Raw genomic sequence first — 19,315 nt, forward strand, 5'->3', positions numbered from 1 at the left:
GGAGGATCCTCCGCCGATCTATCCGAGGTAGGCGTGATTGTCCGTACTTGCCGCGCGCCCCAAGCCGCGAGCTCGGCTCCTGCGCCGCGAGCTCGGCCCCTGCGCCGCGAGCTCGGCCCCTGCGCCGCGTTGGAGCCGGCCGGCACGCTGTGTGAGGGCTCTCAGGGGCGGAGGAGAGCGACCAGGGGGTCGGAGATGCGGGGGAGGGGGCCGCTGGCGTTCTCGACGGGATAACCCTCTCGTGCCCAGTACTCGTAGCCGCCGATCATCTCGCGGACACGGTAGCCGAGCCGGGCGAACTCGATCGCTGCGCGTGTTCCCCCATTGCATCCCGGGCTCCAGCAGTAGACGACTACGTCGCGGTCGCGATCGATCTGCGCGGCGGCTCGGTGAGCGATCTCCCGGTGCGGCAGGTGCACGGCACCGATCACGTGGCCCTGGTCCCACGCGGCCGCGCTCCGGACGTCGACGAGGGTGAACGGTTCGCCCGCGCGCTGCGCGTCGAAGACGTCCGACGCGTCGGTCTCGTGGTCGAGCTTGGCGGTGAAGTATGCGAGTGCATCTGTCATGACGGCCACGCTACGCAGACACGACAGCGGCGGGGTGCGACCTGTCGGTCACACCCCGCCGGAATCCGGACAGCTCGGGGATCAGTCCTTCTTGTGACCCTTGCCGGCGTCGGTATCCTCGTCCGGAACGATGATGTTCGAGGGGCGGTTCGCCGTCTCGACGCCCTTGCCGTCGTCGATCGGGCGATGAGGTGCATCGGGAACGCCGGCGCGGTCACGCGCCCCCTGGAGCTCCGCGTCCTCTTCCTCGGCGATGTGCTCGAGGTCGTGATGGGCGTGGGCCCGCGCCGCTTCGAGCTCGCCCTGCGTGAGGGGAGCGAGGCGATCCTCGAAGAACCAGCGCGAGAGACCGGCACGGATGTTCTCGTGCCACGGGATGCGGCCCTGGTCGTTCGGGCGCACGACGAGCGGTGCGTTCGTGGTGTAGTCCACGAGCTTGACCAGCTCGTACTCATCGACGGGCTGGTGCACCTCGATGTACTCGCCGCCGGGCAGACGGACGATGCGACCGGACTCGTAGCCGTGCAACGCGATCTCGCGGTCCTTCTTCTGAAGCGCGATGCAGATGCGCTTCGTCACGAAGTACGCCACCACCGGGCCGAGGATCAGCATCGCCTGGAGCGTGTGGATGACACCCTCCATCGTGAGGTGGAAATGCGTGGCGATGATGTCGGAGGATGCCGCGGCCCACAGCACCGCGTAGAACGTGACGCCGGCGGCACCGACGGCCGTCCGCGTCGCCGCGTTGCGCGGACGCTCGGCGATGTGGTGCTCGCGCTTGTCGCCGGTGAGCCAGGCCTCGATGAAGGGGTACACCATGACGATGACGATGAACAGACCCAGGCCGACGAGCGGCACGAGGATGTTGAGCGACCAGGTGCGGTCGAACAGGACGAACTCCCAATGCGGCGGCACGAGGCGCAACGCGCCGTCGGCGAAGCCGATGTACCAGTCGGGCTGGGTGCCGGCGGACACGGGGGAGGGGTCGTACGGCCCGTAGTTCCAGATGGGGTTGATCGTGAAGATCGCCGCGATGAGCACCAGCACGCCGAAGACGATGAAGAAGAAGCCACCCATCTTCGACATGTAGACGGGCATCATCGGGTAGCCCACGACGTTGCCGTTCGTGCGCGCCGGGCCGGCGAACTGCGTGTGCTTGTTGACGATCATCAGCATCAGGTGGGCTGCGATCAGGGCGACGAGGATCGCGGGCAGCAGCAGGATGTGCAGCGCGTAGAGGCGTCCCACGATCTCGGTACCCGGGAACTCCCCGCCGAACAGCAGGAACGAGGTCCACGTGCCGATCAGGGGGATGCCCTTGATCATGCCGTCGATGATGCGGAGGCCGTTGCCGGAGAGGACGTCGTCGGGGAGCGAGTAACCGGTGAAGCCCTCGGCCATCGCGAGGATGAAGAGGATGAAGCCGATGACCCAGTTCAGCTCGCGGGGCTTGCGGAACGCGCCGGTGAAGAACACGCGCAGCATGTGGACGCCGATGCCCGCGACGAACACGAGCGCCGCCCAGTGGTGCAGCTGGCGGACCAGCAGACCCCCGCGGATGTCGAACGAGATCTCGAGAGTGGAGGCCATGGCCGCCGACATCTCGAGGCCGCGCATCGGGGCGTAGGCGCCGTAGTAGTGCGTCTCGGCCATCGAGGCCTCGAAGAAGAACGTGAGGAACGTTCCCGAGAGGAGGACGACGACGAAGGACCACAGCGCGATCTCGCCGAGCATGAACGACCAGTGGTCGGGGAAGATCTTGCGACCGAGCTCCTTGACCAGGCCCGAGATGCTCGTGCGCTCGTCGAGATAGTTCGCGACGCCACCGACGAACTTGCCGCCGAGCGGCTTGTCCGACGGACGGGTCGGGCCGTCAGTGTGGACCGCGGGTGCGGTCGTGACGTTCTCCGTGGGGTGGGTGGAGGTGCTCAATGACGCTCCCAGAAGCTCGGGCCGACGGGTTCGGTGAAGTCGCTGCGTGCGACCAGGTAGCCCTCGTCGTCGACGGTGATCGGGAGCTGCGGCAGCGGACGTGCGGCGGGGCCGAAGATGACGGCCGCCGCGTTGGTGACGTCGAACTGCGACTGGTGGCACGGGCAGAGGAGGTGGTGCGTCTGCTGCTCGTACAGCGCGACGGGGCAGCCCACGTGGGTGCACACCTTCGAGTAGGCGACGATGCCGTCGTACGACCAGTCCTTGCGGTCCTCGGCCTCGTTGAGCTGCTCGGGGAGCAGGCGCATGAGGAGCACGATCGCCTTGGCCTTCTCCTCGAGGTAGCCGTCGTGGTGCGGGAGCGTCGCGAGGGACTCGGGGATGACGTGGACGGCCGAGCCCAGGGTCAGGTCGGCGGCACGGATCGGCTTGCCGGTGGGGTCGTGCGCGAGCCGCATCCCCTCTTCCCACATCGTGTGCTTCAGCAGGTACACCGGGTCGCCCGCGTGCGGGTGATCGGGGGAGCTGTGCGGTGCGAGGCCGCGGAACAGCGTGATGCCGGGAAGGATGGATGCCGCGAGTGCGACGAACAGCGAGTTGCGCACCATCGTGCGGCGGCCGAAGCCGGACTCGTTGTTGGCGTCGGTGAAGACCTGGACCGCAGCGGCACGGGTGTCGTCGCTGCCACGCGTGGCGTGGCGCTCCTCGATGAACTCGGTGTCGTTCATCACGGCCTTGGACCAGTGGATGGCGCCGATACCGATGGCCAGGAGCGCCGTGGCGATACCCAGCCCGATGAACAGGTTGTTCCGGCGGATGTCGCTGATCAGCCCGCTCTCGATCGGGAAGATCAGGTACGCCGCGATCGCCCAGATGCTGGCCGCGGCCGACAGGTAGAACAGCGTGTACACGGTGCGGACCGCCCGCGTCATGGCGGCGGGGTCCTGGTCGGTGATGCGCTTGCGGTGGGGTGCGAGCCCGGGGTTCTGCACCGGGTCGGACACCGCGACGGCGAGCCCCGATGAGGGCACCAGGGAAGCAGGAACCTGCTCGGGCGCCTTCTCGTCAGCCATTTTGCTCCTTGTGCGTTGCTTCGATCGTCACGGTTCTCAGTTCGACTTCGCGGTGATCCACACCGTGATGGCGACGAGCCCGCCGATACCGAAGATCCAGATGAACAGACCCTCCGAGACCGGCCCGAGCGACCCGAGCGACAGGCCGCCGGGGGAGTTCTCGGTCGGACGCAGCATCAGGTAGCTGATGATGTCGCGCTTCTCCTCGGTGGTGAGGGTCATGTCGTTGAAGACGGGCATGTTCTGCGGGCCCGTGACCATGGCTGCGTACATGTGCAGCGGCGAGGTGGTCGTCAGCGGCGGCGCATACTTGCCCTCGGTCAGGGCGCCACCGGCACCGGCGACGTTGTGGCACATCGCGCAGTTGATCCGGAAGAGCTCGGCGCCGTGCGAGACGTCGCCCTCGCCGTCGAGGACCTCCGACTCGGGGTAGGTCGGGCCGGGGGCCTCGGACTGCACCCAGGCTGCGATCGCCTCGATCTGCTCCTGCGTGAACTGGACGGGCTTCTGCGGCGCCTGCGGCCCCTGCATCTGCAGCGGCATGCGGCCGGTCGCGACCTGGAACTCGACAGACAGCTCGCCGACACCGTAGAGCGACGGGCCGTCGTTCGTGCCCTCGAGATTGAGGCCGTGGCAGGTGGCGCAGTTGGCCTGGAACAGCTTCTTGCCGTCCTCGACGGTCAGCGTGGATGCCGTCTGCGTCGTGTCTCCGGCTGCCATCGCAGCGGTGGCGCCGGCGTAGCCTCCGCCGGTGACGAGCAGGCCGATGCCGATCAGCGCGGCGGCTGCCCACTTGCTGCGGCGGCCTCCGTTGCGGCGCGGGTTCTTGGATGCCATGAGTGAATCAGCTCCGGTTACTTCAGGAAGTAGATGACGGCGAACAGGACGAGCCACACAACGTCGACGAAGTGCCAGTAGTACGACACGACGATGGCGGAGGTCATCTCTTTCCGGCCGAAGTTCTTGACGGCGAAGGCGCGCCCGATGACGAGAAGGAACGCCACGAGTCCACCGGTGACGTGCAGGGCGTGGAACCCGGTGGTGATGTAGAAGGCGGACGCGTACGAGTCGGCCTGGATGGGCATGCCCTCGGCGATCAGCGTGGCGTACTCCCACACCTGACCCGAGACGAAGATCGCGCCCATGACGAAGGTGAGGAAGAACCACTCGACCATGCCCCACTTGCGCAGGTTCCAGATCGTTCCCGAGCGGTAGGGGCGGAAGTGCTCGGCGTTGTGCACGCCGATCTGGGCCGTCACCGACGAGAGCACGAGGACGAGCGTGTTGACCGCGGCGAACGGGATGTTCAGCAGTTCGGTGCGGTCGGCCCAGAGCTCGGGGGAGGTGTTGCGCAGGGTGAAGTAGATCGCGAAGAGCCCCGCGAAGAACATCACCTCGCTGCCGAGCCACACGATGGTGCCCACAGCGACCGGGTCCGGCCGCTTGACCGAGCGCAGGGCCTGGGAATACGTCGCTGGAGTGGTCGTCACGGCATCCATTATGGCCGATTCGGAGGGAGGTTTCTGCATCGCTGAAGGTCGAGTACGACTCGGTCGAGGTTAGGGCCGCCTAAGAATCCACCGAAAGGAGCCTCAGAACCGGCCGATAGGATCGTGTGTCATGGCTCAGCACGCGTGGCGCGACATCCTGACGGATCTTCTCGAGGGGCGCGATCTCAGCGTGTCGGATGCCACCTGGGCCATGCGCGAGGTCATGGCCGGGCGCGCGACATCGTCGCAGCTGGCCGGTTTCCTGGTGGCCCTCCGCGCCAAGGGCGAGACCGTGGACGAGATCGTCGGCTTCCGCGATGCGATCCTCGAGGCGGCTCTGCCCCTGTCGGTCCCCACGGATGCCCTCGACATCGTCGGTACCGGCGGCGACCGCTTCGGCACGGTCAACGTCTCGACGATGGCCTCGATCGTCGCCGCAGCGAGTGGTGTCCCCGTCGTCAAGCACGGCAACAAGGCCGCGAGTTCGAAGTCCGGGTCCTCCGACGTGCTCGCCGCCCTCGGCATCGACCTGTCGCTCGATCCCGCCGGCGTGGCGCGGGTGCTCGACGAGGCGGGAATCACCTTCGCGTTCGCCTCGGCCTTCCACCCCGGATTCCGCCACGCCGGCCCCACCCGCGCCGAGCTGGGCATCCCCACCGTCTTCAACTTCCTCGGTCCGCTGTGCAACCCGGCACGTGCCGAGGCCAACGCGGTCGGCGTCGCGCACCTCGACCGGGTGCCGCTCATCACGGGCGTCTTCCGTACGCGCGGCGCGACAGCGCTGGTGTTCCGCGGCGACGACGGACTGGACGAGCTGACGACGACCGGTCACAGCCGGATCTGGGAGGTCAGTCGCGGCGACATCCACGAGCACGATCTCGATCCGCGCGACCTGGGGATCCCGCTCGCGCGCATCGATGACCTGTTGGGTGGCGATCCGGAACACAACGCCGAGGTGGTGCGGCGCGTGCTGGCCGGCGACGCCGGCCCGGTGCGCGACATCGTGCTGCTGAACGCCGCGGCCGGGATCGTCGCCTATCGGCTCTGGCGCGAGTCGGGGGAGGTCCAGCGGCCGATCCTCGAGCGTCTGGCGGAGGCGACCGAGACGGCCGCCGAGGCGATCGACTCCGGCGGTGCGGCGAAGACGCTCGAGGCGTGGGTCGCAGCCACGCATCGCTGAGGTCTGACCACTTCGGATTCTCACGGCGGGCGGACCGGCGGGCGGCTGCGGGCGGTGCATAGCGTGAGGGCAACGATCCGAGGAGGAACCGATGTCCCACACCGCCACCCACACCGCCGACACGGTGGAGGCGCCCACCCGCCGCACCGGCCTGGTCAAGCTCCTGGGCAGCCTGGGCGTGCTCGGAGGGGTCGTCCTGATCATCGGCGGCATCGTCGTCTGGTCGATCGTGTCGTCGCAGCTGCGGGCCGAGAACATCACCGTGCCCGATGACGCGGCCGCCTTCCAGGGGCAGACGGTTGCGGGTCCCTTCACCGCGTTCGTCCAGGCCGACATCATCCAGCACCATGCGCTCGACGCGTCGGGCGGCAAGACCTACGCCGAGCTGGACAAGGACGACCCGGTGCGCGCGACCATGATGAACGCGTCGTTCCTGCGGGCCTCGCTGTTCACGTCCGTGGTCTCGTTCGGCGTCGCCGCCTTCGCGATGGGCATGGGTATCCTGTCGATCATCTTCGGCTTCGCGATCCACCGCCTGGCCTCGGCCCCGGTGGTCGTCCGCCGCACCGCGGTGACCTCCGGCTGATCAAGGAGGGACCGGACCCGTGCCTCGGCACGGGTTTCGGCGTATGCGCATGAACCCTGTCGATGCCCTCACCGAGATCGCGGAGCTCCTCGAGCGCGAGAGGTCGTCGAGATACAAGTCGAAGGCGTTCCGAACCGCCGCGGATGCGATCGCGGGCTTGACGGACGCAGAACTCGACGACGTCCCGGCGCTACGACGTCGCGCGGGCATCGGCGAACGCACGCTCGAGGTGATCGTCCGGGCCCGCGGGGGTGCCGTGCCCGCGTATCTGGCGGATCTGCGGGAGCGCCGCGGCGTCGTTCCGGCGGGGGAGCTGCGGCGACTGCTGCGGGGCGACCTGCACTCGCACTCGGAGTGGTCCGACGGTCTGACCCCGATCGAGGAGATGGTCGGTGCGGCACGCGCCCTCGGGCACGAGTACCTGGCGCTCACCGACCACTCACCGCGGCTCCGGGTCGCGCGAGGGCTCTCGCCCGAACGGCTGCGAGAGCAGCTGGACGTCGTCGCGGGCATGAGCGGTGACGGGTTCACCCTGCTGAGCGGGATCGAGGTCGACATCCTCGACGACGGATCGCTCGACCAGGAGGACGAGCTGTTGCGGCGGCTCGACATCGTCGTGGCCTCCGCGCACTCGAAGCTGCGCATGGCGCACGGTCCGATGACGCGTCGTCTGGTGGCCGCGGCATCCGATCCCCGGGTCGACGTGCTCGGCCACGTGACGGGCCGGTTGGTCGAGGGGAGTCGGGGCACCCGGCCGCCCTCCGAGTTCGACCCCGCTCCGGTCTTCGCGGCCTGCGCGGCGAATGGCGTGGCGGTCGAGATCAACTCGCGCCCCGAGCGTCAGGATCCGCCCGACGAGCTGATCACCGGGGCCCTCGAAGCGGGGTGTCTGTTCAGCATCGATTCCGACGCCCATGCGCCCGGCCAGCTGTCGCTGCTCGACTACGGAGCGGCACGCGCCGAGAGGCTCGGCGTGCCGGCGGACCGGATCGTCACGACATGGCCGCTCGCGAGGCTGCGGGAGTGGACCGGTCGGGATCGAGGCTGACTTCGGGGGACGCCGCCGCGGTCAGACCCGTTTGCCCAAGGATGCGGCGGCGCGGGTCGCGGAGGCTCCGAGCCCCCAGCGCGTCGCCAGTTCGTCGAGAGCGTCCTGATCCACCGGGCGGATGCGCCCGTCGACCGGCGCCAGCGGGAGGTCGCGCACCACGTTGACGACGCGGGGCGCGACCGCGAGGTACTCGGCGGCGGCCGTGATCTTGGCCCGCACGCCCGCGGTCATCCCGTCGCCGCGTTCGGCGGCCGCGACGATGCCGTCGAGGTCGCCGTGGGCGGCCAGCAGCGTCGCGGCGGTCTTGTCGCCGACGCCGGCGACCCCGGGCAGGCCGTCCGAGGCGTCTCCGCGCATCGTCGCGAAGTCCGCGTACTGATCGGGCCGCACCGCATATTTCGCGATGACGGCGTCGTCGGTGAGCACGTCGAGGTTGCTCATGCCGCGCCCCGTGTAGACGACACGGATGCCGCGTGCGTCATCGACCAGCTGGATGAGATCGCGATCGCCGGTGACGACGTCCACCGGGATGTCGGAGCGCGTCGCGAGCGTGCCGATCACATCGTCGGCCTCGTGGTCGGCTGCGCCCACGATCGGGATGCCGAGCACGCCCAGCGCCTCCCGGATGACGGGGACCTGCGCTTGGAGCGGGTCGGGGACCACTTCGACATCGGCGCCGCTCACCGCCGGCTCGGCGACGCGGTGCGTCTTGTAGCTGGGGAGGAGGTCGACCCGCCATTGCGGGCGCCAGTCGTCATCCCAGCACGCGACGAGGTGGCTGGGCTCATACGCGTCGACGAGCTTGGCGATCATGTCGAGCAGACCGCGCACCGCGTTGATGGGACGCCCGTCCGGCGCCGTGACGCTGTCGGGCACCCCGTAGAACGCACGGAAGTAGAGGGACGCGCTGTCGAGCAGCATGAGGCGGTCGGCCATCGCATCATCCTGGCATGCGCGGCCCGGCGCGTCAGCAGCCCGGACCCGATGGGGCCTCGACGCAGGTTCGTTCGACGAGCGCACTGCGGGCTTCCAGTACCTCGACGGTGTAGCCGGCGGTCGGGATCGCGAGGAGTCCCGGCACGGGGCGCCAACCGCGGCCGAAATCGACGTCGGCGCGGTACCGGACCACCGCGGAGGCCGCGTACGTGCCCCGGGTCGAATAGGTGTGGCTCGTGGCCGTGGGGGAGAACTGCGGCTGACCCAGACTCGACCAGCTCGCTCCGCCGAGACCCGCCGACACCGACGCACCGTCGCCGGGCAGGATCGTCACCTGTTCGGGGGAGAAGCGCACCGTGACCGGCAGATCGAACAGCGTTCCCGTCGCCGTGTGTTCGGACGCCGCCACGACGAAGTTCGTCGGCAGCCCCACGATCCCGAAGCCGGCCGGCTCCCCGCCGAGGGAGAGCGGGGTCGGAGCGAACGACGCGACATCGGCGAGCGTCGCCTGCGGCAGCAGGGACACCGTGAAGTCGTCGCACCGATTCAGGGCTCCGCAGTCCCGGGGCTCGGCGCCGGATTCCGAGTTCAGCGATTCGTGCAAGCGTCGCTCGACGCCGCTTTCCCACGTGTCCTTTCCCTCAACGAGGATGTGATCGCCCGCGTTGCTCGCAGCGGCGCAAAGGCCTGCTGCCAAGCGGTCGAAGTCGCATGAGCTGACGGAGGAGTTGAGCGCGAGCGCGAAGAGCGCGGTCAAAGGGTCCATCAACAAGGATCCGGCTCCACGACGATGTCCGTGATCATCTGGACGTCGCTTACGGTGACGGCAAGAACTTGTCGATTCGGTCGAGACGCGGGCGTTACATCAGTATTCTCGGAACCCATCAACCTCGTCTGAGATAGATCCACGCACGTCCTCAAAACCAACCCGGTTCGAGACTTACCGCTCGCCGCGACCCATACAACCTTCGTGGGGCCGACCACTCGCATGCCCGCTTCAAGGAGGTCTTGCGCGGTGCTCTCGGCGGATGAGGCTGCCGCAGCATCAAGGTATGTCTCCGGATCGACCGGAGATGCCGGATTTGCGCGCCGGGCGTTCAGGGCATCCACGTACGCGCGGTAGGTCGCCTCGGCCGCGCGGAACGCAGCCTCCTCGGCGTCGGGTGTGGCCATCGGCCCCGGAGTGTCGGCCGGGGGCGGAGGCGGGGCCTCCGGACTGCAGCCGGTCAAGAGGAGGGCGGCGACCAGAGCGGCGGCCGCGACGCGATCACGCACGGGCATGCTCCGACGGTAGCGAGCACGCGGGCGGGCGGCAGCGGTTGTCCACAGGGCGTCTCGTAGGCTCGGATCATGACCTCGAACTCCGGCTGGGACGATGATGTCCTTCGGTGACGCATCGCGTCGTCGTCGGCCTGCGGCTGCTGCCGCGTGTCCCTGCGGAAGCAGTCGGGCTTTCGGTGCGTGCTGCGGTCCGATCCTGGATGGGCGGGCCGCAGACGCGCCGGAGCAGCTCATGCGATCGCGATACACCGCGTTCGCCCTCGGAGACACCGTCCATCTCGCCCGCACCTGGCATCCGGCGACGCGCCCTGCGGACCTCGACGCCGACCGGGGCACGGACTGGCTCGGCTTGACGATCGTTCGAGCCGCGGGGGGCGCGCCGGACGACGATGGCGTCGTCGAGTTCCGCGCCCGCTGGCGGGCCGGAGGCGTGACCGGAGAGCTGCACGAGGTGAGCCGGTTCCGGCGTCTTCGAGGCCGGTGGGTGTACGTCGACGGCATCATCGACGAAGCCTCCTGACCGCGTCGGAGACCTCGGTGACGACGGCAGCCTCCCAGAGCCAGGCGAGGATGCCGTAGCCCCCGAGCGCGGTGACGATCGTCGTCGCGAGGGAGGCCGAGACCAGGCCGGCGGCCGAGAAGGAGACGCCGACGACGTCCCGGTGCACGGCGGACACGGCTCCCACGGCGAGCGCGACCACCGCGCACAACGGTGCGGTGGGGATGACGGGAAGCGCGAACAGCCCCGCCGCGCCCAGCCCGTCCTCGGGTCGCAGCGCGGCGAACAGCGTCGGAAGCAGCAGCGCGAGGCACCCGGACCCGAGGACGGCCGAGACGACGGCGGCGATGCGCCAGGCGTCCTGGGCGCGCGCGGAGGGCGAAGCGCGGTGATGTGAAGGCATGCCCTGATCGTCGGGGCGAAGCCGTGTCCGACGGGTCCCGCACGAGCAGGTGGGGAAGAACGGACGAGCTCGCGTCGTTCGGGAGGAAAGACGGCGTCGCGAAGGCCCGAAACGACTGGAACTGCGCGGTTCTGCTCTGATACCCTGAAACGTCACTCGTGTGGCTTCGTCGCCATGCGTTCGGACGCAGCATCCACAACCACCCGCCTCGGTCGAGGTCGCCATCCACGCGATGGCGAACAAACCTCGGCTCCCGGCCCGACACCCTGACCCAACAAGGACAACCCACTACATGACTAACGCAACGACCGCCCCGGCCACCAAGCAGGTCGCCATCAACGACATCGGATCTGCTGAGGACTTCCTGGCCGCGGTCGAGAAGACTCTGAAGTTCTTCAACGACGGTGACCTCATCGAAGGAACCGTGGTGAAGATCGACCGCGACGAGGTCCTCCTCGACGTCGGCTACAAGACCGAGGGTGTCATCCCCTCGCGCGAGCTTTCCATCAAGCACGACGTCGACCCCAACGAGGTCGTCAAGGTCGGCGACGAGGTCGAAGCCCTCGTTCTCCAGAAGGAGGACAAGGAAGGCCGCCTCATCCTCTCCAAGAAGCGCGCGCAGTACGAGCGTGCCTGGGGTGACGTGGAGAAGATCAAGGAGAACGACGGTGTCGTCACCGGCTCCGTGATCGAGGTCGTCAAGGGTGGCCTCATCGTCGACATCGGCCTCCGCGGCTTCCTGCCCGCGTCGCTCATCGAGCTGCGCCGCGTCCGCGACCTCACGCCGTACCTCGGCCAGGAGATCGAGGCGAAGATCCTCGAGCTCGACAAGAACCGCAACAACGTCGTGCTCTCGCGCCGCGCCCTGCTCGAGCAGACGCAGTCCGAGTCGCGCACCACGTTCCTCAACAACCTGCACAAGGGGCAGGTCCGCAAGGGCGTCGTGTCGTCGATCGTCAACTTCGGTGCGTTCGTCGACCTCGGCGGCGTGGACGGCCTCGTGCACGTCTCCGAGCTGTCGTGGAAGCACATCGAGCACGCGTCGGAGGTCGTCGAGGTCGGCCAGGAGGTCACCGTCGAGATCCTCGAGGTCGACCTCGACCGCGAGCGCGTCTCGCTCTCGCTGAAGGCGACCCAGGAGGACCCGTGGCAGGTCTTCGCCCGCACGCACGCGATCGGACAGGTCGCGCCGGGCAAGGTCACCAAGCTGGTTCCGTTCGGTGCATTCGTCCGCGTCGCGGACGGCATCGAGGGCCTCGTGCACATCTCGGAGCTCTCGGGCAAGCACGTCGAGCTCGCCGAGCAGGTCGTGTCGGTCGGTGAAGAGGTCTTCGTGAAGATCATCGACATCGATCTCGAGCGTCGCCGCATCTCGCTCTCGCTCAAGCAGGCGAACGAGTCGGTCGATCCCTTCGGCACCGAGTTCGACCCGGCCCTCTACGGCATGGTCACCGAGTACGACGAGAACGGGGAGTACAAGTACCCCGAGGGCTTCGACCCGGAGACCAACCAGTGGAAGGAAGGCTTCGACGAGCAGCGCCTCGCTTGGGAAGCCGAGTACGCCGCAGCCCAGGGCCGCTGGGAGGCCCACAAGGCCGCTGTCGCCAAGGCCCTCGAGGCCGAGGCGGCTGCACCGGCCGACAACGGCTCGTCGTTCTCGTCGGACATCCAGTCCGCGACCACCGGTGGCGGCGGCACCCTGGCCGACGACGAGGCTCTCGCCGCACTGCGCGAGAAGCTCTCGGGTCGCTGAGCCGAATCTGACACGACGAAAGGGTCGGAGCCTCATGGCTCCGGCCCTTTCGCCGTTCCTGCTGGGCGTCTCGGCCCTGGTCGGCGTGGCGTGCCCGCGGAAGCGATAGTTTCGAGACATGGACACCGAAGCGCCGCAGCGTACGCGAGCGACGTTCGTCCTACCGAACTCCCCGAGGTGGGTGGATGCCGTTCTCGGGGACGGCGATCGTTCCCGGTCGGCGATGCTCAACCAGATCGTCGTGATGAGCGTCGTGCTCGTCGTGGCGGCTGTCGGGCTGCTCGTCGGGCTCCGCGGCGACGCGGTGCTGTTCTTCGTCGCCGTCACCGGTGTGTTCCTGCTGACCGGGGCGGCGATCATCGTGCCGTGGGGCCACGTCCCGCCCCGCTGGCTCGCCGTCATCCCGGTCGGCGACATCGTCGCGATCGCGATCATGCGCACGGCCGAGCCGGCGGCCGGGTTCGGACTGCTGTGGGTGTTCCCGGTGATCTGGCTCGCGAGCGGCTTCGGCACCGCCGGCTGGATCGGGGGCATGGGGCTCTCCCTCTCGGCCTATGCCGTGGTCGAGGCGACCACGCGGACCGCGCCGTCGTCGTTCGGATTCGTCCTGTTGCCGCTGCTGCTCATCGCCGTGAGCACGTCCACGTATCTCAGCAGTCGCCGGGCCAACGCTCAGCGACTGCTGCTCGACCGGCAGGCGACCGTGCTGACCCAGTCTCTCGAGCGGGCGCGCCGCCACGAGCAGGTGCTCACCGAGGCGCTCGACCGGGTCGACTTCGGCGTCGTGCGCATCGAGACCGACGGATCGGCGTCGATCATCAATGACGCGCACGCCCGCTTGCTGCGCGGCTCACGTTCCAGCGCCGCGCCCGATGTCTTCACAGCCGACGGCGCGAGCCTGCTGGCGCCGGAGGAACAGCCGATGGCCCGGGTGCGGCGCGGCGAGGCGTTCAGCGATGCGCGCATCCAGGTCGGCAGCGGCGACGATCGACGCGTGCTCAGCGTGTCGGCGCGCCGCATCATCGAGCCCGACGGACGCGATTCGGGCGCCGTCGTGGTGACCCGCGACGTCACGGCCGAGACGGACGCCTCACGCGAGCGCGACGCTCTCGTCTCGTCGGTGTCGCACGAGCTGCGTACGCCGCTGACGTCGATCCTCGGCTACCTCGAACTCGCCATCGACACTCCCGGGGTTCCCGAGGCCGCGCTGGAGAACCTCCGGGTCGCGGACCGCAATGCGGATCAGCTGCTGCGGCTCGTGGGCGACGTGCTGGCAGCGTCGAGTCAGAGCAGGTCGGCCGCTCAGGTCACCGTGGCGCCCGAAGACGTCGACCTCGCCGAGCTCGTGAACGCCGCGGTCGAGTCGATCCTCGTCAGCGCCGGGGAGCGCGGCATCACGATCGACGTCTCGCGGGTAGAGCCGGCTCGCGCCTACGCCGACCCCGTCCGCATCCGTCAGGTGCTCGACAACCTCCTCTCGAACGCCGTGAAGTACAACCGTCCGCGCGGGCGCGTCTCGGTGGCGACCTCTGTCGGCGACCAGTGGGCGATCATCGCGGTGCAGGACTCAGGTGTGGGGTTGAACGAGGAGGATCTGGGCTCGGTCTTCCAGCGCTACTACCGGGGCGTGGCCGTCCGCGACTCGGCGGTGGCCGGAAACGGACTCGGTCTCGCGATCAGCCGCGACATCGTGCGACGGCACGGCGGCGACATCACGGTGAACAGCGTGCTCGGCGTCGGCTCGACCTTCACCGTCACGCTGCAGGCACGCCGGCCGGGGGGTTCGTGACCATGATCGATCAGTTCTCCGTGTCGCTGGTCACCGCCGTGGTCGTGCTCATGTGCGCGATGCTCTTCGTCTTCGACACGCTGCTGAGACGCCCTGATCAGAGCGGTCGCTTCTGGGCCGCCGGCTTCCTCGCCGCGGTGCTGACCACCATGTTCTACGTGATGTGGGCCGCCGACCCCGGGACGTCATGGGCCGTCGTGGCCGGCAACACGTCGTCCGTCATCGGGACGGGGCTGATGTGGCTCGGATGCCGGGCCTACAACCGTCTCCCCGTGATCGTCCCCGGCGCGACCGTCGCCGCCGGCGGCGGCGCTGCGGCCCTCGCCGCCGCGATCGAGTTCGCCGCTGGGGGCGATGACTGGTCGGGTGCGTTCGTGATGTTCGTCGCACTCGCCCTCTTCGCCGGAGCAGCCGCGGCCGAATGCTTCCGCGGTTCGCTCGGTGCCTCGCGCACCGCGCTGCCCCTCGGTCTGGTGTTCGGAATCCAGGCGATCTTCTACGCGGCCCGCATCGTGGTCGTCGCGGCCTCAGGCTATGGCGAGGTCTTCGATGCTTGGGTCGGCACGATCGCCACCAGCCTGCTCACGGTGATCCTCTCGATCACCGCGCTCGTCACCGCCTCGGTGCTGCGGGCCGGCCGTGTCGGTCTGCGTGGCTTCGGGCAGGGCGCGGACGGCGATGGCGGTCTCGGCGAGATCCTCTCCGAGACGGCCTTCCGGCGCGCGCTGGCCCGCAGCGCGGTCCGAGCCGAGGCCCGTCGGGAGCTGCTGGCGGTTTCGGTGATCGAGCTGGAGGGCCTGGAGTACATCGCGACGGCGTTCGGGCTCGACGTGGGCGACGAGGTCGTCCGAACCTGGCGGTCCACGATGAACGAGAACGCGCCCACTCTCGCCGTCCTCGGGGAGGTCGGAGCCGAGCGCCTCGGGGTCATCACGGTCGTGGCGTCCGCCGCCGACGCACGACGCCAGGCGATGGTGCTGTACCGCTCGCTGTTCGAGGCGCTGGCATCGGTCGAGGGCGGTGTCCTGCCGGCGATCGGCATCGGAATCGCGCTGAGCGACGTCTCGGGGTACGACCCGGACGTGCTCAGCGAACTGGCCGGCGCCGCTGCGGTGCGCGCGTCGTCCGGGGTGGCGTCGGCCGTGCTCCTCGCCGAACCCGCCTGAGCGCACGTGCCCGGCGGAGGCGCGACGTGCAAAGCGATCAGGTCGATCGCAGGCGGTAACCGGTGCCGAGCTCGGACTCGATGCGTGTGCCGGCTCCGGCCTGCCCGAGCGCACGCCGCAGCGACTCGACGCTGCGTTCGACGGCGCGCACCTCGTCCGCGTCGGCGGCCTCGGCACGAACACGCGGACGGAGCCCGAGAGCGAGCTCGTCCTTGGTGCGCGCTCGGCCACCGGCCTCGATGAGCTGGCGCAGCAGGGCGGTCTCCACCGGCTCCATGCGCAGGGCCGTTCCGCCCACGCTCACGATGCCGTCCGCCAGCGCGATATCGGCATAGCTGCCGTGAGCGGGAGGTGTGGTCGGGGACGCCGGGGAGATCGCGTCGGCGAGCGGCGAGCGCTCCCGTCGCCGCCGCGAAGGGATCGCCGCCAGCCGCGCCTTGAGATCGCGGGGACGGAACGGCTTGCCGAGGTATTCGTCGCCGCCGGCAGCTCGGCCGCGTTCCGCGTCACCGGGCTCGACGAACGCGGAGATGAAGATGATGTACGTCTCGCTGAACGTGCGGACACGGCGGGCGACTTCGAACCCGTCGATGCCGGGGATGTTGACATCGAGGGTGGTGACGTCCGGTTCGACCGCGCGGATGATCTCCACCGCATCGAGCCCGTTCTCGGCGGAATGCACCTCGAAGCCGCTCGACTCGAGGATCGCCGTGAGCAGGCTTCGGATGTCGGCCTGATCCTCGACGACGACGGCGGTGCGCTCCACGGTGATCTCACCTTCCGCAGGTCTGGGGAGCTTCCATCGTAGTCGTCGCGCCGGATCGCGCCCAGGCTGGCGCGCGTGGCATCCTCGGGTGTATGCCTTTGATCGCATTGACCGGCGGGATCGCGTCGGGGAAGTCCACGATCGCCCGTCGTCTCGCGGAGCACGGTGCGGTGGTCGTCGACGCAGACCAGATCGTGCGCGACGTGCAGCGCCCGGGGTCGCCGGTCCTGGAGCGGATCGCCGCCGAGTTCGGTTCCCACCTCGTGCTGGCCGACGGCGTCCTGGACCGCGCGTCGCTCGCGGCCGTGGTGTTCGCCGACCCGGCCGCTCGCGAGCGGCTGAACGCCATCGTCCACCCGGCCGTCCGCGCCGAGTCCCAGCGACGTTTCGACGCCGAGTTCGCCGCGCGTGCCGATGCGGTCGTCGTCTACGACGTGCCGTTGCTGGTCGAAGCTCGGGTGGACGACCCCTGGGATCTCATCGTCGTGGCGCATGCGTCGGCCGCCGTCCGGGCCGACCGCCTGCAGCGCCTGCGCGGCATGACGCCCGACGAGGCCGACCGGCGGATCGCCGCACAGGTGCCGGACGAGACACGACTGGCGATCGCCGACGTCGTCATCGATACCGGCGGCGACCTGGGCGAGACCATCGCCGGCGCCGATGCCCTCTGGGAGCGGCTGACGGCCTGAGGCCGCGGGAACGCTGTGAGCGAAGCCGGGAGCCCGTGTCGGTGGCCACGCCTACGCTGGAAGCATGCAGACGACGCGCTCCGTCCGGCCCTTCGAGGTCGTCAGCGAATACGTTCCCAGTGGTGATCAGCCGCAGGCGATCGCCGACCTCGCGGGCAGGATCAACGCCGGCGAGACGGATGTCGTCCTCCTGGGCGCCACGGGTACGGGCAAGTCCGCCACGACGGCGTGGCTCATCGAGCAGGTGCAGCGTCCGACTCTGGTCATGGCTCACAACAAGACTCTCGCCGCGCAGCTGGCGAACGAGTTCCGAGACCTCATGCCCAACAACGCGGTCGAGTACTTCGTCAGTTACTACGACTACTACCAGCCCGAGGCGTACGTGCCGCAGACCGATACGTTCATCGAGAAGGACTCGTCGATCAACGCCGAGGTCGAGCGCCTGCGTCACTCCACGACCAACTCGCTCCTGAGCCGGCGGGACGTCGTCGTCGTCAGCACCGTCTCGTGCATCTACGGCCTGGGGGCCCCCGAGGAGTACCTCCGGGCGATGGTCGCGCTGCAGGTCGGGGAGCGATACGACCGGGACGCTCTGATCCGCAAGTTCATCGCGATGCAGTACAACCGCAACGACGTCGACTTCTCGCGCGGCAACTTCCGCGTGCGCGGCGACACGATCGAGATCATTCCGGTGTACGAGGAGTACGCCATCCGTATCGAGCTCTTCGGCGACGAGATCGAAGCGCTCTACATGCTCCACCCGCTCACCGGCGACATCGTGCAGAAGATGGACAGCGTGCCGGTGTTCCCGGCGTCGCACTACGTCGCGGGCACCGAGACCGTGCAACGGGCGATCGGGACGATCGAGCACGAGCTCGGCGAGCGGCTGAAGGAGTTCGAGAGCCAGGGCAAACTGCTCGAGGCGCAGCGCCTGCGCATGCGGACGACCTTCGACCTGGAGATGCTCCAGCAGCTGGGCTTCTGTTCCGGTATCGAGAACTACTCCCGGCACCTCGACGGCCGTTCACCGGGCGACCCGCCGCACACCCTGCTGGACTTCTTCCCGGACGACTTCCTGCTGGTCATCGACGAATCCCACGTGACGGTCCCTCAGATCGGTGCCATGTACGAGGGCGACGCCTCGCGCAAGCGCACCCTGGTCGACCACGGCTTCCGCCTGCCGAGCGCCATGGACAACCGCCCACTGCGCTTCGACGAGTTCAAAGAACGCGTCGGGCAGACCGTGTACCTCTCGGCCACCCCCGGACGGTACGAGATGGGTATCGCCGACGGGGTGGTGGAGCAGATCATCCGGCCCACGGGGCTCATCGACCCGGAGATCATCATCAAGCCCTCGAAGGGTCAGATCGATGATCTGCTCGAGGAGATCCGCATCCGCGTCGAGAAGGACGAGCGCGTGCTGGTCACCACGTTGACCAAGAAGATGGCCGAGGAGCTGACCGACTTCCTCGGCGAGCACGGGGTCCGTGTGCGCTACCTGCACTCCGACGTCGACACGCTCCGACGTGTGGAGCTGCTCACCGAGCTCCGACAGGGTGTCTACGACGTGCTCGTCGGCATCAACCTGCTGCGCGAGGGCCTCGATCTCCCTGAGGTTTCTCTGGTCGCGATCCTCGACGCGGACAAGGAGGGCTTCCTCCGCTCGGGCACCTCGCTGATCCAGACGATCGGCCGCGCGGCTCGAAACGTCTCGGGTCAGGTCCACATGTACGCCGACAGGATCACCGACTCGATGAGCGCCGCCATCGAGGAGACCGAGCGGCGTCGCGAGAAGCAGATCGCCTACAACCTCGAGAAGGGGATAGATCCGCAGCCGCTGCGCAAGAAGATCGCCGACATCACCGACGCCCTCGCCCGCGAGGCGTCGGACACGCGTGACCTCCTCAACGGGAAGGCGACGGCGCGGAACAAGTCGGGCAAGAGCAAGAGCCCCACGCCGCAGCTGCGCCGTGAGGGGATCGCCGCTGAAGGTGCTCAGCAGCTCGAGGACACCATCCAAGACCTCTCGCAGCAGATGTTCGCGGCGGCCGCGGAACTGAAGTTCGAGCTCGCAGGGCGGTTGCGCGACGAGGTGCAGGATCTGAAGAAGGAGCTGCGGGCGATGGAGCGCGCCGGGCACGCCTGACGGCCG

The 19,315-nt window shown here is 68.8% G+C and carries 19 protein-coding genes and 1 pseudogene; 10 read left to right on the plus strand and 10 right to left on the minus strand.

Annotation, left to right across the window (positions count from 1 at the left end; all coding sequences use genetic code 11):
• Positions 1–161 precede the first annotated feature (161 nt).
• From HW566_RS14525 to ctaE, 5 genes are all read right to left on the minus strand, one after another.
• The gene (locus HW566_RS14525) at positions 162–569 is read right to left on the minus strand and encodes a rhodanese-like domain-containing protein (RefSeq protein WP_178014046.1); all 408 of its coding nucleotides are present in this window, start codon (positions 567–569) and stop codon (positions 162–164) included.
• An 81-nt stretch (positions 570–650) separates the two neighbouring features.
• The gene (gene qcrB, locus HW566_RS14530) at positions 651–2,501 is read right to left on the minus strand and encodes a cytochrome bc1 complex cytochrome b subunit (RefSeq protein WP_178014048.1); all 1,851 of its coding nucleotides are present in this window, start codon (positions 2,499–2,501) and stop codon (positions 651–653) included.
• A complete protein-coding gene (gene qcrA, locus HW566_RS14535) occupies positions 2,498–3,574 on the minus strand; it encodes a cytochrome bc1 complex Rieske iron-sulfur subunit (protein ID WP_178014049.1) in 1,077 nt (358 codons plus the stop codon). The genes qcrB and qcrA overlap by 4 nt, the downstream gene beginning before the upstream one ends.
• Positions 3,575–3,610: 36 nt before the next feature.
• Entirely contained in the window at positions 3,611–4,411 is an 801-nt protein-coding gene (gene qcrC, locus HW566_RS14540; RefSeq protein WP_178014051.1) for a cytochrome bc1 complex diheme cytochrome c subunit, read from the minus strand.
• A gap of 17 nt (positions 4,412–4,428) precedes the next feature.
• Positions 4,429–5,073 (minus strand): aa3-type cytochrome oxidase subunit III, encoded by a 645-nt coding sequence (ctaE, locus tag HW566_RS14545; RefSeq protein ID WP_178014052.1) that lies wholly within the window; start codon positions 5,071–5,073, stop codon positions 4,429–4,431.
• 121 nt (positions 5,074–5,194) lie between these two features.
• Between ctaE and trpD the strand changes: the two genes are divergently transcribed.
• The 3 genes from trpD (at position 5,195) to HW566_RS14560 (ending at position 7,878) form a co-directional block, all read left to right on the plus strand.
• Complete coding sequence (trpD, locus tag HW566_RS14550; protein ID WP_178014054.1) at positions 5,195–6,244, plus strand: anthranilate phosphoribosyltransferase; 1,050 nt, start codon at positions 5,195–5,197, stop codon at positions 6,242–6,244.
• A gap of 91 nt (positions 6,245–6,335) precedes the next feature.
• On the plus strand, positions 6,336–6,830 hold the full coding sequence (locus HW566_RS14555; RefSeq protein WP_178014056.1) for an aromatic ring-opening dioxygenase LigA: 495 nt from the start codon (positions 6,336–6,338) through the stop codon (positions 6,828–6,830).
• A gap of 49 nt (positions 6,831–6,879) precedes the next feature.
• Positions 6,880–7,878, plus strand: a complete 999-nt coding sequence (locus tag HW566_RS14560; RefSeq protein ID WP_178014057.1) for a PHP domain-containing protein — start codon at positions 6,880–6,882, stop codon at positions 7,876–7,878.
• Between the two features lie 21 nt (positions 7,879–7,899).
• Here HW566_RS14560 and HW566_RS14565 read toward each other — a convergent pair whose 3' ends face one another.
• From HW566_RS14565 to HW566_RS14575, 3 genes are all read right to left on the minus strand, one after another.
• Positions 7,900–8,817, minus strand: coding sequence for a 5'-3' exonuclease (locus HW566_RS14565; protein ID WP_178014059.1), 918 nt, complete (start codon positions 8,815–8,817; stop codon positions 7,900–7,902).
• Between the two features lie 31 nt (positions 8,818–8,848).
• Positions 8,849–9,343: a hypothetical protein gene (locus tag HW566_RS14570; RefSeq protein ID WP_178014061.1), complete on the minus strand. Its 495-nt coding sequence runs from the start codon at positions 9,341–9,343 to the stop codon at positions 8,849–8,851.
• A 239-nt stretch (positions 9,344–9,582) separates the two neighbouring features.
• Positions 9,583–9,990 (minus strand): hypothetical protein, encoded by a 408-nt coding sequence (locus HW566_RS14575; RefSeq protein ID WP_218621634.1) that lies wholly within the window; start codon positions 9,988–9,990, stop codon positions 9,583–9,585.
• A 205-nt stretch (positions 9,991–10,195) separates the two neighbouring features.
• On the opposite strand from HW566_RS14575, the pseudogene HW566_RS16190 reads away from it, so the two are divergent.
• Together HW566_RS16190 and HW566_RS14580 are read left to right on the plus strand one after the other, a co-directional pair.
• Positions 10,196–10,270 (plus strand): annotated as a pseudogene (locus HW566_RS16190) (hypothetical protein); the annotation flags it as partial.
• Between the two features lie 60 nt (positions 10,271–10,330).
• A complete protein-coding gene (locus HW566_RS14580; RefSeq protein ID WP_306171791.1) occupies positions 10,331–10,618 on the plus strand; it encodes a YchJ family protein in 288 nt (95 codons plus the stop codon).
• Here HW566_RS14580 and HW566_RS14585 read toward each other — a convergent pair.
• Positions 10,599–11,000: a hypothetical protein gene (locus tag HW566_RS14585; RefSeq protein ID WP_178014065.1), complete on the minus strand. Its 402-nt coding sequence runs from the start codon at positions 10,998–11,000 to the stop codon at positions 10,599–10,601. The genes HW566_RS14580 and HW566_RS14585 overlap by 20 nt on opposite strands.
• Before the next feature lie 292 nt (positions 11,001–11,292).
• Here HW566_RS14585 and rpsA point away from each other — a divergent pair, with 292 nt between their 5' ends.
• The 3 genes from rpsA (at position 11,293) to HW566_RS14600 (ending at position 15,708) form a co-directional block, all read left to right on the plus strand.
• Positions 11,293–12,753 (plus strand): 30S ribosomal protein S1, encoded by a 1,461-nt coding sequence (gene rpsA / locus HW566_RS14590; protein WP_178014067.1) that lies wholly within the window; start codon positions 11,293–11,295, stop codon positions 12,751–12,753.
• A 118-nt stretch (positions 12,754–12,871) separates the two neighbouring features.
• On the plus strand, positions 12,872–14,542 hold the full coding sequence (locus HW566_RS14595) for a sensor histidine kinase (RefSeq protein ID WP_178014069.1): 1,671 nt from the start codon (positions 12,872–12,874) through the stop codon (positions 14,540–14,542).
• 2 nt (positions 14,543–14,544) lie between these two features.
• Positions 14,545–15,708: a diguanylate cyclase domain-containing protein gene (locus HW566_RS14600; protein ID WP_178014079.1), complete on the plus strand. Its 1,164-nt coding sequence runs from the start codon at positions 14,545–14,547 to the stop codon at positions 15,706–15,708.
• A gap of 37 nt (positions 15,709–15,745) precedes the next feature.
• Here HW566_RS14600 and HW566_RS14605 read toward each other — a convergent pair whose 3' ends face one another.
• On the minus strand, positions 15,746–16,474 hold the full coding sequence (locus HW566_RS14605) for a response regulator transcription factor (RefSeq protein ID WP_178014081.1): 729 nt from the start codon (positions 16,472–16,474) through the stop codon (positions 15,746–15,748).
• Between the two features lie 92 nt (positions 16,475–16,566).
• Here HW566_RS14605 and coaE point away from each other — a divergent pair, with 92 nt between their 5' ends.
• Positions 16,567–17,163: a dephospho-CoA kinase gene (coaE, locus tag HW566_RS14610; RefSeq protein ID WP_178014083.1), complete on the plus strand. Its 597-nt coding sequence runs from the start codon at positions 16,567–16,569 to the stop codon at positions 17,161–17,163.
• Between the two features lie 64 nt (positions 17,164–17,227).
• Complete coding sequence (gene uvrB / locus HW566_RS14615; RefSeq protein ID WP_178014085.1) at positions 17,228–19,309, plus strand: excinuclease ABC subunit UvrB; 2,082 nt, start codon at positions 17,228–17,230, stop codon at positions 19,307–19,309.
• The last annotated feature ends 6 nt before the right edge of the window (positions 19,310–19,315 follow it).

This window comes from Microbacterium oleivorans, assembly GCF_013389665.1.
Classification (GTDB): domain Bacteria; phylum Actinomycetota; class Actinomycetes; order Actinomycetales; family Microbacteriaceae; genus Microbacterium; species Microbacterium oleivorans_C.